This window comes from Streptomyces sp. NPDC059248 (assembly GCF_042753905.1).
Lineage (GTDB): Bacteria > Actinomycetota > Actinomycetes > Streptomycetales > Streptomycetaceae > Streptomyces.
Genome location: NZ_JBHYZV010000005.1, coordinates 101,660 through 122,276, shown reverse-complemented (window position 1 = coordinate 122,276; position 20,617 = coordinate 101,660). Strand labels below are relative to the sequence as shown.

At 72.2% G+C, this 20,617-nt stretch carries 21 protein-coding genes; 19 read left to right on the top strand and 2 right to left on the bottom strand.

The genetic code is table 11. The annotated features are described in order from the left end of the window. Window positions 1–92: 92 nt before the first annotated feature. Together ACFXG1_RS04025 and ACFXG1_RS04020 are read left to right on the top strand one after the other, a co-directional pair. Window positions 93–731: a vitamin K epoxide reductase family protein gene (locus ACFXG1_RS04025; RefSeq protein WP_384718028.1), complete on the top strand. Its 639-nt coding sequence runs from the start codon at window positions 93–95 to the stop codon at window positions 729–731. Window positions 732–858: 127 nt separating this feature from the next. Next, window positions 859–2,208 carry a replication-associated recombination protein A gene (locus ACFXG1_RS04020; protein WP_384718021.1) on the top strand — a complete coding sequence of 450 codons (1,350 nt, stop codon included), beginning with the start codon at window positions 859–861 and terminating at the stop codon, window positions 2,206–2,208. A 31-nt stretch (window positions 2,209–2,239) separates the two neighbouring features. Here ACFXG1_RS04020 and ACFXG1_RS04015 read toward each other — a convergent pair whose 3' ends face one another. Next, the gene (locus ACFXG1_RS04015) at window positions 2,240–2,947 is read right to left on the bottom strand and encodes a DUF2470 domain-containing protein (RefSeq protein WP_384718026.1); all 708 of its coding nucleotides are present in this window, start codon (window positions 2,945–2,947) and stop codon (window positions 2,240–2,242) included. Between the two features lie 194 nt (window positions 2,948–3,141). Between ACFXG1_RS04015 and rpsD the strand changes: the two genes are divergently transcribed. From rpsD to nusB, 15 genes are all read left to right on the top strand, one after another. Then, the gene (gene rpsD, locus ACFXG1_RS04010; RefSeq protein WP_358824876.1) at window positions 3,142–3,756 is read left to right on the top strand and encodes a 30S ribosomal protein S4; all 615 of its coding nucleotides are present in this window, start codon (window positions 3,142–3,144) and stop codon (window positions 3,754–3,756) included. Between the two features lie 346 nt (window positions 3,757–4,102). Then, window positions 4,103–4,564: a DUF948 domain-containing protein gene (locus ACFXG1_RS04005; RefSeq protein ID WP_384718018.1), complete on the top strand. Its 462-nt coding sequence runs from the start codon at window positions 4,103–4,105 to the stop codon at window positions 4,562–4,564. A 6-nt stretch (window positions 4,565–4,570) separates the two neighbouring features. After that, window positions 4,571–4,924, top strand: a complete 354-nt coding sequence (locus ACFXG1_RS04000; protein WP_384718016.1) for a DUF6167 family protein — start codon at window positions 4,571–4,573, stop codon at window positions 4,922–4,924. Beyond that, window positions 4,924–7,593 carry an alanine--tRNA ligase gene (alaS, locus tag ACFXG1_RS03995; protein ID WP_384740778.1) on the top strand — a complete coding sequence of 890 codons (2,670 nt, stop codon included), beginning with the start codon at window positions 4,924–4,926 and terminating at the stop codon, window positions 7,591–7,593. The genes ACFXG1_RS04000 and alaS overlap by 1 nt, the downstream gene beginning before the upstream one ends. Beyond that, window positions 7,590–8,054 carry a Holliday junction resolvase RuvX gene (ruvX, locus tag ACFXG1_RS03990; protein WP_384740775.1) on the top strand — a complete coding sequence of 155 codons (465 nt, stop codon included), beginning with the start codon at window positions 7,590–7,592 and terminating at the stop codon, window positions 8,052–8,054. Before alaS ends, ruvX begins: the two co-directional genes overlap by 4 nt. Before the next feature lie 107 nt (window positions 8,055–8,161). Next, window positions 8,162–10,102, top strand: coding sequence for an endolytic transglycosylase MltG (gene mltG / locus ACFXG1_RS03985; protein WP_384740772.1), 1,941 nt, complete (start codon window positions 8,162–8,164; stop codon window positions 10,100–10,102). 2 nt (window positions 10,103–10,104) lie between these two features. Next, entirely contained in the window at window positions 10,105–10,974 is an 870-nt protein-coding gene (locus ACFXG1_RS03980) for a shikimate dehydrogenase (RefSeq protein ID WP_384723172.1), read from the top strand. Window positions 10,975–11,129: 155 nt separating this feature from the next. After that, window positions 11,130–12,314, top strand: a complete 1,185-nt coding sequence (aroC, locus tag ACFXG1_RS03975; RefSeq protein ID WP_384740770.1) for a chorismate synthase — start codon at window positions 11,130–11,132, stop codon at window positions 12,312–12,314. Next, a complete protein-coding gene (locus ACFXG1_RS03970) occupies window positions 12,311–12,832 on the top strand; it encodes a shikimate kinase (protein WP_384740767.1) in 522 nt (173 codons plus the stop codon). Before aroC ends, ACFXG1_RS03970 begins: the two co-directional genes overlap by 4 nt. After that, window positions 12,829–13,920 carry a 3-dehydroquinate synthase gene (gene aroB, locus ACFXG1_RS03965; protein WP_384723512.1) on the top strand — a complete coding sequence of 364 codons (1,092 nt, stop codon included), beginning with the start codon at window positions 12,829–12,831 and terminating at the stop codon, window positions 13,918–13,920. The genes ACFXG1_RS03970 and aroB overlap by 4 nt, the downstream gene beginning before the upstream one ends. Next, window positions 13,917–14,357, top strand: coding sequence for a type II 3-dehydroquinate dehydratase (locus ACFXG1_RS03960; protein WP_384723515.1), 441 nt, complete (start codon window positions 13,917–13,919; stop codon window positions 14,355–14,357). The genes aroB and ACFXG1_RS03960 overlap by 4 nt, the downstream gene beginning before the upstream one ends. 182 nt (window positions 14,358–14,539) lie before the next feature. Beyond that, window positions 14,540–15,439, top strand: a complete 900-nt coding sequence (locus ACFXG1_RS03955; RefSeq protein ID WP_384740764.1) for an AAA family ATPase — start codon at window positions 14,540–14,542, stop codon at window positions 15,437–15,439. 151 nt (window positions 15,440–15,590) lie between these two features. Further along, window positions 15,591–16,694, top strand: a complete 1,104-nt coding sequence (locus tag ACFXG1_RS03950) for an aminopeptidase P family protein (protein ID WP_384740761.1) — start codon at window positions 15,591–15,593, stop codon at window positions 16,692–16,694. A gap of 58 nt (window positions 16,695–16,752) precedes the next feature. Then, window positions 16,753–17,319 carry an elongation factor P gene (gene efp, locus ACFXG1_RS03945; protein WP_006350346.1) on the top strand — a complete coding sequence of 189 codons (567 nt, stop codon included), beginning with the start codon at window positions 16,753–16,755 and terminating at the stop codon, window positions 17,317–17,319. 1 nt (window position 17,320) lies between these two features. Beyond that, a complete protein-coding gene (nusB, locus tag ACFXG1_RS03940) occupies window positions 17,321–17,755 on the top strand; it encodes a transcription antitermination factor NusB (protein WP_384722350.1) in 435 nt (144 codons plus the stop codon). Window positions 17,756–18,119: 364 nt separating this feature from the next. Here the strand turns inward: nusB and bldD are convergent, their stop codons facing one another. Next, window positions 18,120–18,620: a transcriptional regulator BldD gene (gene bldD, locus ACFXG1_RS03935; protein WP_384721875.1), complete on the bottom strand. Its 501-nt coding sequence runs from the start codon at window positions 18,618–18,620 to the stop codon at window positions 18,120–18,122. 258 nt (window positions 18,621–18,878) lie between these two features. Here bldD and pyrR point away from each other — a divergent pair, with 258 nt between their 5' ends. Then, on the top strand, window positions 18,879–19,460 hold the full coding sequence (gene pyrR, locus ACFXG1_RS03930; RefSeq protein WP_384721878.1) for a bifunctional pyr operon transcriptional regulator/uracil phosphoribosyltransferase PyrR: 582 nt from the start codon (window positions 18,879–18,881) through the stop codon (window positions 19,458–19,460). 154 nt (window positions 19,461–19,614) lie between these two features. After that, on the top strand, window positions 19,615–20,616 hold the full coding sequence (locus ACFXG1_RS03925; RefSeq protein ID WP_384740756.1) for an aspartate carbamoyltransferase catalytic subunit: 1,002 nt from the start codon (window positions 19,615–19,617) through the stop codon (window positions 20,614–20,616). The last annotated feature ends 1 nt before the right edge of the window (window position 20,617 follow it).

The window sequence follows — 20,617 nt, the reverse complement described above, 5'->3', positions numbered from 1 at the left end:
CGCCGTCCACCGAACGACGGACACACAGCTCCGTGCGGCACAATGACCCCAGCCCGAGCGGGTCCCGGACGGAGGGGAACGGCGATATCGATATGGCGACAGTGGCGGTGGACGACGACGTGATCGCGGACGAACGGACCGAGGGTCCGCGCGACGGGATCGGCGGCAGCCGCTCCCTGGCCTGGCTGCTGGTGATCACGGGAGCGGCGGGCCTGCTCGCCGCCTGGGTCATCACACTCGACAAGTACAAACTGCTGGAGGACCCCTCCTTCACCCCCGGGTGCAGCCTCAACCCGGTGGTCTCCTGCGGCAACATCATGAAGAGCGACCAGGCGTCGGTCTTCGGCTTCCCCAACCCGATGCTGGGTCTGGTCGCGTACTCGATGGTGATCGCGATCGGGGTCGGCATCCTGGCCGGCGCCCGCTACAAGCGCTGGTACTGGCTGGGCCTCAACGCCGGCTGTCTGTTCGGCGTGAGCTTCTGTATGTGGCTGATGTATCAGTCGCTGTACAACATCAACTCGCTCTGCCTGTGGTGCTCCCTCGCCTGGGCCGCCACCATCGTGATGTTCTGCTACGTCACCGTGCACAACGTCCGGCACCGCATCATCAAGGTCCCCGAGGGGCTGCGCCGCGGACTGCTGGAGTTCCACTGGATGCCGCCGGTGCTCTGGATCGGGATCATCGGAATGCTGATCCTGACCCGCTGGTGGGACTTCTGGACCAGCTGACCGGGCCCGGCCGACAGGCCCCCGGGACCGGCTGACGGCCTCCGCGCGGACATCCGCGCCCCGCGCCCTCGTACCGGCACCGGCCGGGCGGGGGCGTTGTCGGTGGTCTGGCATAGGCTTCCGGATTGTGGAGCCCGATCTCTTTACCGCCGCCGCCGAAGACCGTGCGGAGAAGGAGCCGTCCGCCAGCCCCCTGGCCGTGCGGATGCGCCCGCGCACCCTCGACGAGGTCGTCGGCCAGAGCCATCTGCTGCGCCCCGGCTCCCCGCTGCGGCGGCTGGTCGGCGAGAGCGGGGGCGGCCCGGCCGGAGCCTCGTCGGTGATCCTCTGGGGGCCGCCGGGCATCGGCAAGACGACCCTCGCCTATGTGGTCTCGCAGGCCACCGAGAAGCGGTTCGTGGAGCTGTCGGCGATCACCGCGGGCGTCAAGGAGGTGCGGGCCGTCATCGAGGGCGCCCGCCGGGCGGCGGGCGGCTTCGGCAAGGAGACCGTCCTCTTCCTCGACGAGATCCACCGCTTCTCCAAGGCGCAGCAGGACTCGCTGCTGCCCGCGGTGGAGAACCGCTGGGTGACCCTGATCGCCGCCACCACCGAGAACCCCTATTTCTCGGTGATCTCCCCACTGCTCTCCCGGTCGCTGCTGCTGACACTGGAGCCGCTGACCGACGACGACCTCAAAGGGCTGCTGCGGCGCGCGCTCACCGAGGAGCGGGGGCTGCGCGGCGCGGTGACGCTGCCCGAGGACGCCGAGGCGCATCTGCTGCGGGTCGCGGGCGGGGACGCGCGCCGGGCGCTGACCGCCCTGGAGGCCGCGGCGGGTGCCGCCATCGACAAGGGCGAGCCGGAGATCACCCTGGCGACGGTGGAGGAGACGGTCGACCGGGCCGCGGTGACCTACGACCGGGACGGGGACCAGCACTACGACGTGGCGAGCGCGCTGATCAAGTCCATCCGGGGCTCCGACGTGGACGCGGCGCTCCACTATCTGGCCCGGATGATCGACGCGGGGGAGGATCCGCGGTTCATCGCCCGCCGGCTGATGATCTCGGCGAGTGAGGACATCGGGCTCGCCGATCCCCAGGCACTGCCGCTGGCGGTGGCCGCGGCCCAGGCCGTGGCCATGATCGGCTTCCCGGAGGCGGCGCTGACCCTCAGCCACGCCACGATCGCGCTGGCGCTGGCACCCAAGTCGAACACCGCGACCACGGCGATCGGGGCGGCGCTCGCCGACGTGCGCGCGGGCCACGCCGGTTCCGTACCGGCCCATCTGCGGGACGGGCACTACAAGGGGGCGGCGTCCCTGGGGCACGCCAAGGGCTATGTCTATCCGCACGACGTCCCCGGCGGGATCGCCGCCCAGCAGTACGCGCCGGACGGGCTGCACGGCAAGCGGTACTACGAACCGACGCGGTACGGCGCCGAGGCGCGCTACTCGGACGTGGTGGAGAAGGTGCGGGAGCGGCTGCGCGGCGGCTGATCCTCCCGGGGCGCCGGCGCACCGCGCGGGGTCAGTGCGCGGCGGCCTCGAAGAGGGTGTGCATGGCCCGGCGCAGCTCCGTGATGTCGCGTACCGGCCGGGGAAAGTCGAAGCGGGCGTCGAAGCAGCGGTCCCCGGTGAACCGCACCCGCAGTCCGAACCGGTCAAGCGCGAGCGGCACCGCCCGCGGCGCCCGGCCCGTACGCCCGTCGTCGGCGGTCGTGGCGACCCGGTCGCCGAGCAGGTCGCGGAGCTCCTGCACCTGCGCGCCGTGCGCGGAGTCCAGATGCTGGAGCAGCTCGGCCTCGTGGGCGGCCAGGGGGTCGGCGCAGGCGCGGGAGAAGTCGTCGGGGTCGACCGCCGCCGTGCCCCACAGATCGTCCACCCGCAGCTCGCCCACCTCCAGCCGGAGCATCATGGAGCCCGGGGCCGCGATCCCCGGGGCGCAGGTCAGCCAGCCGGAGACCCAGGCCCGGCCGCGGACGCGGTGGGGGACGGCGACCGGGGCCACATCGGTGACCTCCAGCACGGCGGCCAGCTCGTCGTCCTGGGCGTGGGTCGCGGCCCGGACGACCGGGGAGTCCGCGGCGAAGAGCAGGAAGACCTCGCCGTCCGCGCCGATCACCCGGGCGTCGGGCATCAGCTGCTCCGGACGGGCGGTCTCCAGGCCGGTGACGAGCAGCACCGCCGAGCATGTACCCTGTACGAGAGTTCGTGTGCGTTCGGCTGCTGACGGCATCCGGGCGGATTCAAGCCCGCTGGGACGCGGCTGACCATGAGCTGATCGGACCTCCGTCGCCTCGACACCCGCCACAGTTGCGGGGTCGATGTCATTTGTGCTGTCCGCGATGCGCTTGGTGTTCCCAGGGCGAGACATGCGATCTCCTTGAGTAAGGTGAGCCTAACCTAACCTATATCGGAGGTCTGGAGAACGTGCCTAACCAGTCGCGTCCCAAGGTCAAGAAGTCTCGTGCCCTCGGCATCGCCCTGACGCCGAAGGCCGTCAAGTACTTCGAGGCCCGCCCGTACCCGCCGGGCGAGCACGGCCGTGGCCGCAAGCAGAACTCGGACTACAAGGTCCGTCTGATGGAGAAGCAGCGCCTGCGCGCGCAGTACGACATCAGCGAGCGGCAGATGGCCCGCGCCTACGACCGCGCCCGCAAGGCCGAGGGCAAGACCGGCGAGGCGCTCGTCGTCGAGCTGGAGCGTCGTCTGGACGCCCTGGTGCTCCGTTCGGGCATCGCCCGCACGATCTACCAGGCCCGTCAGATGGTCGTCCACGGCCACGTCGAGGTCAACGGCGGCAAGGTCGACAAGCCGTCCTTCCGCGTCCGTCCCGACGACGTCGTGACGATCCGCGAGCGCTCCCGCGAGAAGGCCCTCTTCCAGGTCGCCCGCGAGGGCGGCTTCGCCGCGGACGGCGAGACCCCGCGCTACCTCCAGGTGAACCTGAAGGCGCTGGCGTTCCGTCTGGACCGGGACCCGAACCGCAAGGAAATCCCGGTCATCTGCGACGAGCAGCTGGTCGTCGAGTACTACGCCCGCTGATCCACCGCGCCCGGGACCCGCTCCCGGGCGCAGGGGCCTCTTTCGCGAGAGGCCCCGGGTGCGACCGCGCGCCGCGCAGGCCCGCCCTCGTCCCGCCGCCCGGCGGGGGGAGCGGCGGGCCTTCGTGCACTACGTCCTTCCGTGCCCGATCGCTCCGTATCCCGGCCCCGGCGGGCCGGACGCGCCCGTCCCGCACTCCTCGCCCTCCCGCATGCGGGCCTGTCGCTCCCGCGCGGAATGCGGTATGGGGGGCCGACGGGATCGCGATAGGGTCGGAGGACGAGAATTTCCCCCGGAAGAACCGGGGAAACCCGAGAAGATCCGGACGAGCAGGAAGCGGTGCAGTGTGACCGGTGGAGAGGTTGCCGGGCTCCTGGTGGCCGTCTTCTGGGCGATTCTGGTCTCCTTCCTCGCCGTGGTGCTGGTGAGGCTGGCCCAGACGCTCAGGGCGACCACCCGGCTCGTGACGGAGGTGACGGAACGGGCGGTCCCGCTGCTCACCGACGCCTCCGATACCGTCCGCTCCGCGCAGACCCAGCTCGACCGGGTCGACGCGATCGCCTCGGACGTCCAGGAGGTCACCTCCAACGCCTCGGCGCTCTCCTCCACGGTCGCCTCGACCTTCGGCGGCCCGCTGGTCAAGGTCGCGGCCTTCGGCTACGGCGTACGCAAGGCGATGGGCCGGACCCCCGGGAACGGCGGTGAGGAACCCGCGCCCCGCCGCGGACGGGCCGCCCGCACGGTGATCCTCGGACGTACGGTGCCCCCGGCGCGCGGCGGGCGCGGTCGCCGGGGCGGAAAGGGCTGAGCCGACATGTTCCGCCGTGCCTTCTGGTTCACCGCGGGCGCCGCCACCGGCGTCTGGGCGACCAACAAGGTCCACCGCAAGATCCAGCAGCTCACCCCCGAGCACCTCGCGGCCCGGGCCGCGAACCGGGCGGTCGACGCGGGTCACCGGCTGCGCGAGTTCGCCCTCGACGTCCGCGCCGGAATGATCCAGCGCGAGGAGGAGTTGGGGGACGCACTGGGGATCAACGCCCCGCCGGGCCCCGAACTGCCCGCCCAGCGGGTCCGCCCCCTGCTCCGCGGCCCCGGCCCGGACGACGGGACCCCCGGGACCCGTCCGAACCGCCCCTACCACCCGTACAACCGGAATGAGGACCACTGATGGAGTCGGCTGAGATCCGCCGCCGCTGGCTGAGCTTCTTCGAGGAGCGCGGGCACACCGTCGTGCCCTCCGCGTCGCTCATCGCGGACGACCCGACTCTGCTGCTGGTCAACGCGGGCATGGTGCCCTTCAAGCCGTATTTCCTCGGTGAGAGCAGGCCGCCCGCCCCGCGCGCCACCAGCGTGCAGAAGTGTGTCCGGACGCCGGACATCGAAGAGGTCGGCAAGACCACCCGCCACGGCACCTTCTTCCAGATGTGCGGCAACTTCTCCTTCGGGGACTACTTCAAGGAAGGGGCCATCAAGTACTCCTGGGAGCTGCTGACCTCGTCCCTGGAGGAGGGTGGCTACGGTCTCGACCCCGAGCGCTTGTGGATCACGGTCTACAAGGAGGACGACGAGGCCGAGCGGATCTGGCGCGATGTGATCGGCGTGCCCGCCGAGCGCATCCAGCGTCTCGGCATGGGTCCGAACTTCTGGTCGATGGGCGTCCCCGGCCCCTGCGGACCCTGCTCCGAGATCAACTACGACCGCGGTCCCGAGTTCGGCGAGGAGGGCGGCCCCGCCGTCAACGACGAGCGGTACGTGGAGATCTGGAACCTGGTCTTCATGCAGTTCGAGCGGGGACCGGGGGAGGGCAAGGAGGACTTCCCGATCCTCGGTGAGCTGCCGTCGAAGAACATCGACACCGGGCTCGGCCTGGAGCGGCTCGCCATGATCCTCCAGGGCGTGCGGAACATGTACGAGACGGACACGCTCCGGGTCGTCATGGACCGGGCCACCGAGCTGACCGGCGTCCGGTACGGCGCCGACCACACCTCCGACGTGTCCCTGCGGGTCGTCGCCGACCACATCCGCACCTCGGTGATGCTGATCGGCGACGGCGTCACCCCCGGCAACGAGGGCCGCGGCTACGTCCTGCGCCGCATCATGCGCCGCGCCATCCGCAATATGCGGCTGATGGGCGCCACCGGGCCGGTCGTCGCCGAGCTGGTCGACGTCGTCATCCGCACCATGGGGCAGCAGTACCCCGAGCTGATCACCGACCGCTCCCGGATCGAGGCCGTCGCCCTCGCCGAGGAGGCCCGCTTCCTCAAGACGCTGAACGCCGGCACCAACGTCCTCGACGGCGCCGTGACGGAGGCCAAGCAGGCCGGTTCCGGCGTCCTCGCCGGGGACAAGGCGTTCCTGCTCCACGACACCTGGGGCTTCCCCATCGACCTCACCCTGGAGATGGCCGCCGAACAGGGGCTCTCCGTGGACGAGGACGGCTTCCGGCGGCTCATGAAGGAGCAGCGCGAGCGCGCCAAGGCCGACGCCCGCGCCAAGAAGACCGGCCACGCCGACCTCTCCGCCTACCGCGAGGTCGCCGACACCACCGGCACCACCGAGTTCACCGGCTATGTCACCAACCAGGGCGAGGCCACCGTCGTCGGCCTGCTCGTGGACGGCGTGCCCTCGCCGGCCGCCGTGGAGGGCGACGAGGTCGAGGTCGTCCTCGACCGCACCCCGTTCTACGCCGAGGGCGGCGGCCAGCTCGCCGACCAGGGCCGGATCCGGCTGGACTCCGGTGCCGTGATCGAGGTCCGCGACGTACAGCAGCCGGTTCCCGGGGTCTCCGTGCACAAGGGCTCCGTACAGGTCGGCGAGGTCACCGTGGGCGCCTCCGCCCATGCCGCCATCGACGCCAAGCGGCGCCGGGCCATCGCCCGCGCCCACAGCGCCACCCATCTGACCCACCAGGCGCTGCGGGACGCCCTCGGCCCCACGGCCGCCCAGGCCGGTTCCGAGAACTCCCCGGGCCGGTTCCGCTTCGACTTCGGCTCGCCTGCGGCCGTCCCCGGGACGGTCCTCACCGACGTCGAGCAGCGGATCAACGAGGTGCTCTCCCGCGAGCTGGACGTCCAGGCCGAGGTCATGAGCCTGGAGGAGGCCAAGAAGGCCGGCGCCATCGCCGAGTTCGGCGAGAAGTACGGCGAGCGGGTACGGGTCGTCACCATCGGCGACTTCTCCAAGGAGCTGTGCGGCGGCACCCATGTCGGCAACACCTCCCAGCTCGGTCTGGTGAAGCTGCTCGGCGAGTCCTCCATCGGCTCCGGCGTCCGCCGGATCGAGGCCCTGGTGGGCGTGGACGCCTACAACTTCCTCGCCAAGGAGCACACGGTCGTCGCCCAGCTCCAGGAGCTGGTGAAGGGCCGTCCCGAGGAGCTGCCCGAGAAGATCTCCGGCATGCTCGCCAAGCTCAAGGACGCCGAGAAGGAGATCGAGAAGTTCCGCGCGGAGAAGGTGCTGGCCGCCGCCGCCGGGCTCGCCGAAGGCGCCCGGGACGTCCGGGGCACCGCCCTGGTCGCCGGCCGGGTACCGGACGGCACCTCCGCCGACGATCTGCGCAAGCTGGTCCTCGACGTCCGCGGCCGGATCCCCGGCGACCGCCCCGCCGTCGTCGCCCTGTTCACCGTGGCGGGCGGCCGTCCGCTGACCGTGATCGCCACCAACGAGGCCGCCCGTGAGCGCGGGCTCAAGGCCGGTGACCTGGTCCGTACCGCCGCCAAGACCCTCGGCGGCGGAGGCGGCGGCAAGCCGGACGTCGCCCAGGGCGGCGGCCAGAACCCGGACGCCCTCGACGACGCCGTCGCCGCCGTCGAGCGACTGGTGGCCGAGGTCTCGTGAGGCGCGGACGCCGTCTCGCGATCGACGTCGGGGACGCCCGGATCGGGGTTGCTTCGTGCGACCCCGACGGGGTCCTCGCCACCCCGGTGGAGACCGTGCCGGGACGGGACGTCCCGGCCGCCCACCGGCGGCTGCGCGCCCTCGTCGGCGAGTACGAACCCCTGGAGGTCGTCGTCGGGCTGCCCCGCTCCCTCAGCGGACGGGAGGGCCCGGCCGCGGGCAAGGCCCGCACCTTCGCCCGGGAGCTGGCCCGGGGGATCGCCCCGGTCCCGGTCCGGCTCGTCGATGAGAGAATGACCACGGTGACGGCCGGACAAGGGCTGCGTGCCGCCGGTGTGACCGCCAAAAAGGGCCGGTCGTTCATCGATCAGGCCGCCGCCGTGGTGATCCTTCAGAACGCCCTGGAGTCCGAACGGGCGTCAGGGGCGCCCCCCGGTGAGAGCGTCGAAGGGATTGTCTGATCGCGATACGGTAACGTTCCGCGCCATCGGGCGGCTTTTTCGAACGGATGCCGCACCGAGCACACAGCGGGACGGAAACCCGCCCGACTCGCGGCCCTAGGGGATCGATGACTGAGTATGGCCGGGGGCCCGGCTCCGAACAGTGGCATCCGGACGACCCTCTGTACGGCGACCAGGGCTACGTACCGCAGGCCGGATCCGGCCATGATCCCTACGGCGGGCAGCCGCAGCAGCACTACCCCCAGCAGCATCCGCAGGAGGGGCAGGGCTACGGCGGGCAGGACCCGTACCAGCAACAGCAGCAGTACGGCGGCGGCCGGCAGCAGCCGTACGGCGAGCACCAGCAGCCGTACGGCGGGCAGCAGGCACATCCCCAGCAGTACCAGCAGCAGCACCAGCAGTACGAACAACACCAGCAGCACCAGCAACATCCGGACGCGGCGCACTACGGCGGCGGACCGCAGCAGCACGGCGGTCCGCAGCCGGGGTACGACACCACCGGCGGTCAGCAGGGCGACTGGGGCCAGGGCCAGGGCCAGGGCCGGGTTCAGGGGCACCAGCAGCAGCCTCAGGCGCCGTATCAGGACCAGCAGGCGGCCGTCGCCTACGGGGCGGCGCCCGCGGACACCTACGCCGCCAACCCCGCCGACACGTACAGCGGATCCGTGCCCGGCTACCACGGCCAGGCCGAGAACGACTACTACGCGACCCCCGACGCCTATCCGCCGCCGCAGCCCCCGGGCCGGCGTCCCGCCGAACCGGAAGCCGCGCAAGGCGCCGGGGACGGCCCCCGGGACGACGACGCGGAGGAGGAGAGACACCCCTTCTTCACCGGTGAGGACCGTGAGGACGGCGACGGCCGCGACGACGGCGAAGCCGCCCACCAGGACCCGCCGGGCCGGTCGGGGCGCCGCCGCGGCACCTCGGAAGGCCCGGGGGACGGCCGGGGACGGCCCAAGAAGAAGAGCCGCAACGGCTTCGCCTGTCTCGTGGTCTCCGTGGTGCTCCTGGGCGGGCTCGGCATCGTCTCGTACTTCGGCTACCAGTTCTGGCAGGGCCAGTTCGGTACCGCCCCCGACTACGCGGGCGCCGGCTCCGGCTCTGTCGTCGTCGAGATCCCGCCGGGCAGCGGGCTCTCGGAGATCGGCCGGATCCTGAAGGAGAACGGGGTCGTCAAGAGCTCCGGGGCGTTCGTCTCCGCCGCCAACAGCAACCCCCGGGCCAAGGGCATCCAGGCCGGGGTCTACACCCTCCCCAAGGAGATGTCCGGGGCCAATGCCGTCAAGGCCATGCTGAACCCGGCCAGCAGCAGCAACCTGATCATCCCCGAGGGCAAGCGGAACGCCGAGATCTACGCCATGGTCGACAAGCGGCTCCAGCTGAAGGCGGGCACCACCGCCAAGACCGCCAAGGAGCAGTCGGCGAAGCTCGGACTCCCGGCCTGGGCCAAGGGCGGTCCCGACATCATGGACCCGCTGGAGGGCTTCCTCTTCCCGGCGTCGTACCCCGCGGCCAAGGGCATGAAGCCCGAGGCGGTCCTCAAGAAGATGGTCGCCCGCGCCAACGAGGAGCACACGAAGGCCGGTCTCGCGGACAAGGCCCGGGAACTGGGCCTGAAGAACCCCCTCCAGGTACTCACCGTCGCCAGCCTGGTCCAGGCCGAAGGCAAGTACAAGGAGGACTTCGACAAGGTCGCCCGGGTCGTCTACAACCGGCTGAAGCCCGACAACACCGAGACCAACGGCCTCCTCGACTTCGACTCCACCGTCAACTACGCCCGGGGCGAGAGCAAGCTCGCCATCGGCAGCGTCGACGACACCCGGAAGTTCAAGCACCCGTACAACACCTACAGCATCGTGGGTCTGCCGCCGGGACCGATCGGCAATCCGGGCATGGCCGCCATCAACTCCACGTTGAAGCCGGCCGACGGCGACTGGTACTACTTCGTCTCGGTCACCGAGGACGAGACGGTGTTCTCGGAGACCAACGCGGAGCACGAGCGGGCCCGTCAGCGGTATCTGGAAGAGCAGAAGAAGAACCAGGAGTGACCATCGTGACACCGGCGCGCACCGGCGCGGACGACGGAGCGGCGGACGGTACGGCGAAGCGGCGTGCGGCGGTCCTCGGATCGCCGATCGCCCACTCCCTGTCCCCCGCCCTGCACCGGGCCGCGTACGCCGCGCTGGGGCTCACGGAGTGGACGTACGACCGGTTCGAGGTCGACGAGGCGGCGCTGCCCGCCTTCGTCCGCGGCCTCGGTGCCGACTGGGCCGGTCTCTCCCTGACGATGCCGCTCAAGCGCGCGATCATCCCGCTGCTCGACTCGGTCGGCCCCGCCGCCGCTTCGGTGGAGGCCGTCAACACCGTCGTACGCGCCGAGGACGGCGCGCTGACCGGCGACAACACCGATATCCCGGGAATGGTCGCCGCCCTGCGCGAACGGGGCGTCGAATCGGTGCCGTCCGCCGCCGTGCTCGGCGCGGGCGCCACCGCGGCCTCGGCCGTCGCCGCCCTCGCCCGGATCTGCGCGGGACCCGTCACCGCGTACGTCCGCGGCCCGGCGCGCGCCGCCGAGATGCGCGGCTGGGGCGAGCGCCTCGGCGTGGACGTCCGTACCGAGGACTGGGAGCGGGCGGCCGACGCGCTGACCGCCCCCCTGGTCGTCGCCACCACGCCCGCCGGCGCCGCCGACGCCTTCGCCGACCGGGTACCGGAGCACCCCGGCACCCTCTTCGACGTCCTCTACGACCCCTGGCCCACCCCCCTCGCCGCCCGCTGGGCGGAGCGGGGCGGAGCCGTCGTCGGCGGCCTCGACCTCCTCGTCCACCAGGCCGTGCTCCAGGTGGAGCTGATGACCGGCCGCCCCGGGCCCCTGGCGGCGATGCGCACGGCGGGCGAGACGGCCCTGCGCGCCCGCTGACCCCGGCACCGCCCTCCCCGCGGGGCCGTCCGCGCCGTCCGACTGCTGGACCGGGCGCGGGTACGCCCCAGGGACGTGGGAGGATCGGGTCAGGCGGGCCGGGGCCGCGCACCCGGCCGGGCCGGCAGTACGAGGCGCGAGCATGAGGAGCACCGTTGAGCAGGTTGCGTTGGCTGACCGCGGGGGAATCGCACGGACCCGCACTGGTGGCGACGCTGGAGGGACTTCCCGCCGGTGTCCCGGTCACCACGGAGATGGTGGCCGATCACCTCGCCAGGCGGCGCCTGGGCTACGGGCGCGGCGCACGGATGAAGTTCGAGCGCGACGAGATCACCTTCATCGGGGGCGTACGCCACGGGCTCACCCTCGGCTCCCCGGTCGCGATCATGGTCGGCAACAGTGAATGGCCCAAGTGGGACAAGATCATGGCGGCCGACCCCGTCGACCCCGACGAGCTGGCCGACCTCGCCCGCAACGCCCCCCTGACCCGCCCCAGGCCCGGCCACGCCGACCTCGCGGGCATGCAGAAGTACTCCCTCGACGAGGCCCGGCCGATCCTGGAGCGCGCCAGCGCCCGTGAGACCGCCGCCCGGGTCGCCCTCGGCGCCGTCGCCCGCTCCTACCTCAAGGAGACCGCGGGCATCGAGATCGTCTCCCACGTCGTCGAGTTCGGCGCGGCGAAGGCGCCCAAGGGCGTCTACCCGACCCCGGCCGACGTCGAGCGGCTCGACGCCGACCCGGTGCGTTGCCTCGACGCCGACGCCAGCAAGGCGATGGTCGCCGAGATCGACCAGGCCCGCAAGGACGGCGACACCCTCGGCGGAGTCGTCGAGGTGCTGGCGTACGACGTCCCCGTCGGGCTCGGCTCCCACGTCCACTGGGACCGCCGTCTCGACGCCCGGCTCGCGGGCGCGCTCATGGGCATCCAGGCCATCAAGGGCGTCGAGGTCGGCGACGGGTTCGACCTCGCCCGGGTGCCCGGCTCCCAGGCGCACGACGAGATCGTCGCCACCCCCGAGGGGCTGCGCCGCACCTCCGGCCGCTCCGGCGGCACCGAGGGCGGTATGTCCACCGGTGAACTGCTGCGGGTACGGGCCGCGATGAAGCCCATCGCCACCGTCCCCCGGGCCCTCGCCACCGTCGACATCACCACCGGCGAGGCCACCGTCGCCCACCACCAGCGCTCCGACGTGGCCGCCGTCCCGGCCGCCGGGATCGTCGCCGAGGCCATGGCCGCCCTGGTCCTCGCGGACGCCGTCGCGGAGAAGTTCGGCGGCGACAACGTCTCCGAGACCCGGCGCAACGTCCGCTCCTACCTCGACAATCTGCGCATCCGGTGAGCGCCCCGCTGATCGTCCTGGTCGGGCCCATGGGCGCCGGCAAGTCCACGGTGGGCGAGGTGCTCGCCCGCCGCCTCGGAGTGCCCTTCCGCGACACCGACGCGGATGTCGTCGCCACCGACGGCCGTGAGATCTCCGACATCTTCGTCGAGGACGGCGAGCCGCACTTCCGCGAGCTCGAGAAGGCCGCCGTACGGGAGGCGCTCGCCGTCCACAGCGGTGTCCTCGCCCTCGGCGGCGGCGCGGTCCTCGACCCGGTCAGCCGCGCCCTGCTCGCCGGACTGCCCGTGGTCTATCTGTCGCTTGAGGTCGACGAGGCGGTCCGCAGGAACGGCCTCGGCCAGGCCCGGCCCCTGCTCGCCGTCAACCCGCGCCGCACCTGGCGCGAGCTGATGGAGGCCCGCCGCCCCCTGTACACCGAGGTGGCGCGGATCGTGGTGGCCACCGACGACCGCACCCCCGACGAGGTCGCCGACGCGATCCTCGACGCCCTGGAACTGAAGGACTACCCCGCATGACCGAGCAGCCAGTGACCCGGATCGCGGTCGGCGGCACCGAGGGCACCGACCCCTACGAGGTACTGGTCGGACGGCAGCTCCTCGGCGAGCTGCCCGGACTGATCGGCAACGCCCAGCGGGTCGCCGTCCTCCATCCGGAGGCACTCGCCGGCACGGGCGAGGCGATCCGGGAGGACCTGAGCGCCCAGGGGTACGAGGTCGTCGCCGTCCAGGTGCCCAACGCGGAGGAGGCCAAGACCGCCGAGGTCGCCGCCTACTGCTGGAAGGCGCTCGGGCAGAGCGGCTTCACCCGGACCGATGTGATCGTCGGCGTCGGCGGCGGCGCCACCACCGACCTCGCGGGCTTCGTCGCCGCGACCTGGCTGCGCGGCGTCCGCTGGATCGCCGTACCGACCACCGTCCTCGGCATGGTCGACGCGGCCGTCGGCGGCAAGACCGGTATCAACACCGCCGAGGGCAAGAACCTGGTGGGCTCCTTCCACCCGCCCGCCGGTGTCCTGTGCGATCTGGCCGCGCTGGAGTCGCTGCCCGTCAACGACTACGTCAGCGGGCTCGCCGAGATCATCAAGGCCGGATTCATCGCCGATCCGGTCATCCTCGATCTGATCGAGGCCGACCCCGAGGCCGCCAGGACCCCCGCGGGGCCGCACACCGCCGAGCTGATCGAGCGGTCCATCCGGGTCAAGGCGGAGGTCGTCTCCGGCGACCTCAAGGAGTCCGGCCGCCGGGAGATCCTCAACTACGGCCACACCCTCGCCCACGCCATCGAGAAGAACGAGCGCTACAAGTGGCGGCACGGCGCCGCCGTCTCCGTCGGCATGGTCTTCGCGGCGGAGCTGGGCCGGCTCGCGGGCCGGCTCGACGACGCGACGGCCGACCGGCACGCGGCCGTCCTGAAGTCGGTCGGGCTGCCGCTGACGTACCGCGGCGACCAGTGGCCCCGGCTGCTGGAGACCATGAAGGTCGACAAGAAGTCCCGCGGCAACCTGCTCCGCTTCGTCGTCCTCGACGGGCTCGGCAGGCCGAACACGCTGGAGGGCCCCGACCCCGCGCTGCTGCTCGCCGCGTACGGGGAGGTGTCGGCGTGAGCCGCCGGGTACTGGTCCTCAACGGGCCCAACCTGGGGCGGCTCGGCTCCCGGGAGCCCGATGTCTACGGCACCACGTCGTACGCGGTCCTGGTGGAGACCTGCCGGGCGCTGGGCGCGGAACTCGGCCTCGACGTCGAGGTCCGGGAGACCAACGACGAGGCGGAGATGATCGGCTGGCTCCACGAGGCGGCCGACGGCGCGATCCCGGTGGTGCTCAACCCCGGCGCGTTCACGCACTACTCGTACGCGATGCGCGACGCGGCGGCCCAGAAGACGGCGCCGCTGATCGAGGTCCACATCTCCAACCCGTACACCCGCGAGACCTTCCGGCACACCTCGGTGGTCGCGGCGGTCGCCACGGCCACCATCGCGGGCCTGGGCCTGGGCTCCTACCGGCTCGCCCTGCGCGCCCTCGTGGAGGAACTGCCGGTCTGAGACCGGTCCGTACCGCGCGGGGCCCGGTCCGAGACCCGGGCCCCGCGCGGTAGGTGTTCCGGGGTCGCGGCGGACACCGCCAACGCGGGCGTGGGGGTCTCCGGAGCCTCGGGAGGGTACGGTTCGGTGGCAGGGGCAGGGAGACGCCTGTCACAGACGCCCACGAGACGGAGTCGCACCGGATGCAGCACGCAGTGGGGGCTCCGCTGCCGCCGCCCCACGGCCCGGGACACCACGGCCATCATGGTCACCCCGGTCCCGGAGGGGGAGGCGCGGCCGGATCCGCGGGACCGCCCCCGGCACCCGGCGGCCCGGCGCCCGGAGCCGTACCGCCGCAGGCACCGCCCGGCGCCGTCCCCCCGCCGCCGACCGGCGCGCCCGGAGCCGTACCGCCCGCTCCCGGCTGGACTCGGCCCGGGCCGCCGCATCCCGCCGGGCCGCCCGCGCGGGAGGCCGCCGGGCACGTCCAGCTCCCGCCGGTGCCACCGGTGCCGCTGCCCGCGGCGCCGGAGAGCGGTACGGGCGCGACCATGCTCGCCGTCCTCCTCATCGGACCCGCCGGGGCGGGCAAGACGACCGTCGCCCGGTACTGGGCCACCCACCGCCGGGTGCCCACCGCGCACATCAGCCTCGACGACGTCCGCGAATGGGTGTGCTCCGGTTTCGCCGACCCGAAGACCGGCTGGAACGAGAACTCCGAGGCGCAGTACCGCCTCGCCCGCCGCACCTGCGGCTTCGCCGCCCGCAATTTCCTCGCCAACGGGATCTCCTGCATCCTCGACGACGCCGTCTTCCCAGACCGCCCGGTGGTCGGTCTCGGCGGCTGGAAGCGGCATGTGGGGCCGGGGCTGCTGCCCGTCGTCCTGCTGCCGGGCCTGGAGACCGTGCTGGAGCGGAACGCGGAACGCAGCGGCAACCGGCGGCTCTCGGACGAGGAGGTCGCCGGGATCCACGGCCGGATGGCGGGCTGGTACGGATCGGGCCTGCCGATCATCGACAACACGAAGTACGACGTGGAGACCACCGCCCGGGTCCTCGACGAGACCCTGGCGCGGGCGATCGCCAGTCCGCCGTCCTGGTAGCCGGGGCCGCGGGTGGTCCGTGCGCCTCGGGTCGGGGCGCGGTCCCGAGACGGCCTTCCGGGCCATGGACGGGACGGCCCCTGGGAGAGCGAGCCGCACCGTCGGACGCGCTGGACGCGCCGCCCGGCGGGATCGCTCCTACGCTCGGATCATGGCAGAGGTGTTCGCGGCCCGCCGCGACCGGGTGCGGGAGCGGTGCGCGGGTGACGGCGGCGGGGCGCTGATCTCCCGCCCGGCCAATGTGCGCTATCTCGCCGGCGGCGCCCCGCCGGGCGCCGTTCTGCTGATCGGGCCCGACGAGGACGCGCTGCTCTGCCCCGCGACCCCGATCCAGGGCACCGGCGCTGGACGGCCCGACGACACCCTCAGGCTGGCCGTGCTGCCCGAGGACGGCGCCGACCCGGCCGTCGCCGCCGCCGAACTGGCCCGCCGGGCGAAGGCGGAGACCCTCGCCGTCGAGGAGCACCATCTGACCGTGGCCCGGCACCGGGCGATGCGCTCCGCCGTGCCCCGGCTGCGGCTGACCGACACCGGTCCCGTGGTCGAACGGCAGCGGATCGTGAAGGACGAGGAGGAGATCGCCTGTCTGCGGATCGCCGCCGAGATCACCGATCAGGCGCTGGGCGAACTGCTGGAGTCGATCCTGGTGGGGCGTACGGAGCGGCATCTCGCCCTGGAGCTGGAGCGCCGCCTCGTCGACCACGGCGCCGACGGACCCGCCTTCCCCACCTCGGTCGCCACCGGCCCGAACTCCGGGCGCCGGGGCCACCGGCCCACCGACCGCCGGGTCGAGGAGGGCGATTTCCTCACCGTCTGTGTCGGCGCCGACTACCGGGGATACCGCTGCGAGATCGGCCGGACCTTCGTCATCGGCACCACGCCCGCCGACTGGCAGATCGAGCTGTACGACCTCGTCTTCGCCGCTCAGCGGGCCGCCCGGGAGACCCTGCGGCCCGGGATCGCCTACCGTGAGGTGGACCGGGCGGCACGCCGGATCCTCGACGGCGCGGGGCACGGCGCGGGCCTCGCGCCGCTCACCGGGCACGGGGTCGGCCTCGAAATCGACGAGGACCCGCAGTTGACCCCGGCGGCCATGGGTAAACTGGACGCTTGCGTGCCGGTCACCGTCGAACCGGGGGTCCACCTTCCGGGCCGGGGCGGGGTCCGGATCGATGACACGCTCGTCGTACGCCAGGAGGCGGACGGCGGACCCGAGCTACTCACCATCACGACCAAGGAGCTGCTCGCGCTCTAGCGGGCGCGTACCGCGGTGGCCCCAGGTCGTCCACGTCAGTCCAGGAGATTCCGCAACCGTGGCTTCCACGAACGACCTCAAGAACGGCATGGTGCTCAAGCTCGACAACGGCCAGCTGTGGTCCGTCGTCGAGTTCCAGCACGTCAAGCCCGGCAAGGGCCCGGCCTTCGTGCGCACCAAGCTCAAGAACGTGCTCTCCGGGAAGATCGTCGACAAGACGTTCAACGCCGGCGTGAAGGTCGAGACGGCCACCGTCGACCGCCGCGACATGCAGTTCTCGTACATGGACGGCGATTACTTCGTCTTCATGGACATGCAGACGTACGACCAGCTGCACATCGAGCGCAAGGCCGTCGGCGACTCCGCCAACTTCCTGATCGAGGGCTTCGAGGCCACCGTCGCCACCCACGAGGGCGAGGTGCTCTACGTGGAGCTGCCGGCCGCCGTGGAGCTGGTCATCGCCGAGACCGAGCCGGGCGTCCAGGGCGACCGCTCCACCGGTGGCACCAAGCCCGCCAAGCTGGAGACCGGCTACGAGGTCCAGGTCCCCCTCTTCATCACCACCGGTGAGAAGATCAAGGTCGACACCCGCTCCGGCGACTACCTCAGCCGGGTGAACAGCTAAGGTGTCCGCTCGCAGCAAGGCCCGTAAGCGTGCCTTCCAGATCCTCTTCGAGGCCGACCAGCGGGAAGTGACCGCGCGGACGGTGCTCGCGGACTGGATCCGGCACTCACGGACCGACGACCGGCAGCCGCCGGTCAACGAGTACACGATGCAGCTGGTCGAGGGGTACGAGGGCTACGCGGCCCGGATCGACGAGCTGATCTCCACCTATGCGACGGACTGGGACCTCGACCGGATGCCGGTCGTCGACCGGAACATCATCCGGCTCGGCGCCTATGAACTGGTCTGGGTCGACGAGACCCCGGACGCCGTGGTGATCGACGAGGCGGTCCAGCTCGCCAAGGAGTTCTCCACCGACGATTCGCCGTCGTTCGTCAACGGGCTCCTGGGCCGTTTCAAGGAGCTGAAGCCGTCCCTGCGGCGCGAAAGCGCCTGACGGACCGACGGGCCGGACCTGCCGTACCGGGCCCGGACCCCCATGGACCGACCGCGGTCCGGGGGTCCGGGCCCGCGGCATGTCCCGGCCCGGGGCGCCATGAGGGGCGTACGGGGCGTACGGGGGCGGAGGGCGGCACCCGGGGGAGCACCGGCCCCCCGGGCCCGGCAGTCGGCTCGTACGGCGGTGGAGCGGCGCGTACGGCCCGTACAGCCGCTCGAACGACTCGTACGGCCGGACACGGCCGGGTCGAGACGGGCTACGGACGGATACGGACGCCGATGGGCGGGCACCCTCCAGGGGGTGCCCGCCCATCGGCGTGACGATTCTTCGCGGCCGTCCCCGCGGGGCCCGGCCGCCGGGCTCAGTTCTCCTCGTGGCCGACCGCGCGCCGCGCGTCCGCGTCCAGCACACCCCAGCTGATCAGCTGCTCGGTCAGGACCGACGGCGACTGGTCGTAGATGACCGCGAGCGTGCGCAGGTCGTCCTGGCGGATCGACAGCACCTTGCCGTTGTAGTCGCCCCGCTGGGACTGGATCGTGGCCGCGTACCGCTGGAGGGGGCCCGCCTTCTCGGCCGGCACGTGCGCCAGCCGCTCCAGGTCGAGCACGAGCTTCGGCGGCGGCTCGGCGGCCCCGCCCGGCGTCGTACCCGGCAGCAGCTCCTGGACCGGGACCCCGTAGAAGTCGGCCAGCTCGGCCAGGCGCTGGACCGTCACAGCGCGGTCGCCGCGCTCGTACGACCCGACCACCACGGCCTTCCAGCGGCCCTGGGACTTCTCCTCCACGCCGTGGAGGGACAGCCCCTGCTGCGTGCGGATGGCGCGGAGCTTGGCCCCGAGCTGCTTTGCGTATTCGCTGGACATATAGCTCCCCGGACGCTGTGACAACGTGCGGCTCCGAACCGCTGCTGGTGACTCACTGTGAGGTTACGCAGCGTGATTCGGGGGCGTCAAGCCGAACGGGTCCAGACCGGTGGCCTGTCATGATCACAACGCGCATCGTGCCTGGTCCGGACCACACCCCGTGGGGTTCCCCCGAATGGCCCTGGTACGGTAGGGGGCGCACTATCCGACGTCCTTTAAGGTCCGTCCCGTGAGGCGGAGAAGGAGGTCTGTTTCTCCATGGAATCCATGGATACGAACAGCCACACAGGCGGCTCCGAAACGGCCCGCCCCGTACTGGAAGCACCCGATATCGCCCGGGTGCTGACCCGTATCGCCCACGAGATCGTCGAACGCGCCAAAGGCGCCGACGACGTGGTGCTCCTCGGCATCCCCACCCGCGGCGTCTTCCTCGCCCGCAGGCTCGCCGAGAAGCTGGCGCAGATCACCGGGCGCACCGTCCCGGTCGGCTCCCTCGACATCACCATGTACCGCGACGACCTGCGGATGCGGCCCACCCGCGCGCTGGCCCGTACCGAGATCCCCGGCGACGGCATCGACGGCCGGCTGGTCGTCCTCGTCGACGACGTGCTCTTCTCCGGCCGCACCATCCGCGCCGCGCTCGACGCCCTCGGCGACATCGGCCGCCCCCGCGCGGTCCAGCTCGCCGTCCTCGTCGACCGGGGCCACCGCGAGCTGCCCATCCGAGCCGACTACGTGGGCAAGAACCTGCCCACGTCCCTGCGCGAGACCGTGAAGGTCCTCCTCTCCGAGGAGGACGGCCGCGACACCGTCCTGCTCGGCGTCCGCGACACCCCCTAGCACTCCCAGCGGCCCCGTACGCCCGCCCAGCGGCGTCCGGGCGCCCCCGTGCGCCCAAGGCCCCCGAACGCGGTGGCGCACCCCCGTACGCCGCACCCTCGTACGCCGCACGCCGCATGTGCCGACCCGAGCCGAACCCACCGGAGCCCACCAGATGAAGCATCACCTCATCTCGGCCGCCGATCTCACGCGGGACGACGCCGTCCTCGTCCTCGACACCGCCGAGGAGATGGCCCGCGTCGCCGACCGGCCGATCAAGAAGCTGCCCACCCTCCGCGGCCGTACCGTGGTGAACCTCTTCTTCGAGGACTCGACCCGGACCCGGATCTCCTTCGAGGCCGCCGCCAAGCGCCTCTCCGCCGACGTCATCAACTTCTCCGCCAAGGGGTCGTCGGTCTCCAAGGGCGAGTCCCTCAAGGACACCGCCCTCACGCTGGAGGCCATGGGCGCCGACGCCGTCGTCATCCGCCACCACGCCTCGGGAGCGCCCTACCGGCTGGCCAACTCCGGCTGGATCGACGGCTCCGTCGTCAACGCCGGCGACGGCACCCACGAGCACCCCACCCAGGCCCTCCTCGACGCCTTCACCATGCGCCGCCGGCTGGTGGGGCGCGACGCCGGAATGGGCCGTGACCTGGCCGGACGCCGGATCACCATCGTCGGCGACATCCTGCACAGCCGGGTCGCCCGCTCCAATGTCCTGCTGCTCCACACCCTCGGCGCCCAGGTCACCCTGGTCGCCCCGCCGACCCTGGTCCCGATCGGGGTCGACAGCTGGCCGTGCGAGGTCTCCTACGACCTCGACTCCGTACTGCCCAAGTCCGACGCCGTGATGATGCTGCGGGTGCAGCGCGAGCGGATGAACGCCGCGTTCTTCCCCACCGAGCGCGAGTACGCCCGCCGCTACGGCCTCGACGGCGACCGGATGGCCCGGATGCCCGAGGACTCCATCGTGATGCACCCGGGGCCGATGAACCGGGGTATGGAGATCACCGCCCAGGTCGCCGACTCCGACCGCTGCACCGCCGTGGAACAGGTCGCCAACGGCGTGTCCATCCGGATGGCGGTCCTCTACCTGCTGCTCGGCGGCAACGAGTCCGCCGCCGCCCACACCGCCGCCCGCACCGAGACCGCCCGTACCGAGGAGACCAAGTAAC

Coding starts and splice junctions, on each gene's coding strand:
- ACFXG1_RS04025 (WP_384718028.1), top strand. CDS start 93: ATGGCGACAGTGGCGGTGGACGACGACGTGATCGCGGACGAACGGACC.
- ACFXG1_RS03925 (WP_384740756.1), top strand. CDS start 19,615: ATGAAGCATCACCTCATCTCGGCCGCCGATCTCACGCGGGACGACGCC.
- alaS (WP_384740778.1), top strand. CDS start 4,924: ATGGAGTCGGCTGAGATCCGCCGCCGCTGGCTGAGCTTCTTCGAGGAG.
- pyrR (WP_384721878.1), top strand. CDS start 18,879: ATGGAATCCATGGATACGAACAGCCACACAGGCGGCTCCGAAACGGCC.
- aroB (WP_384723512.1), top strand. CDS start 12,829: ATGACCGAGCAGCCAGTGACCCGGATCGCGGTCGGCGGCACCGAGGGC.
- ACFXG1_RS03950 (WP_384740761.1), top strand. CDS start 15,591: ATGGCAGAGGTGTTCGCGGCCCGCCGCGACCGGGTGCGGGAGCGGTGC.
- ACFXG1_RS03955 (WP_384740764.1), top strand. CDS start 14,540: ATGCAGCACGCAGTGGGGGCTCCGCTGCCGCCGCCCCACGGCCCGGGA.
- ACFXG1_RS04000 (WP_384718016.1), top strand. CDS start 4,571: ATGTTCCGCCGTGCCTTCTGGTTCACCGCGGGCGCCGCCACCGGCGTC.
- mltG (WP_384740772.1), top strand. CDS start 8,162: ATGACTGAGTATGGCCGGGGGCCCGGCTCCGAACAGTGGCATCCGGAC.
- bldD (WP_384721875.1), bottom strand. CDS start 18,620: ATGTCCAGCGAATACGCAAAGCAGCTCGGGGCCAAGCTCCGCGCCATC.
- ACFXG1_RS04015 (WP_384718026.1), bottom strand. CDS start 2,947: ATGCCGTCAGCAGCCGAACGCACACGAACTCTCGTACAGGGTACATGC.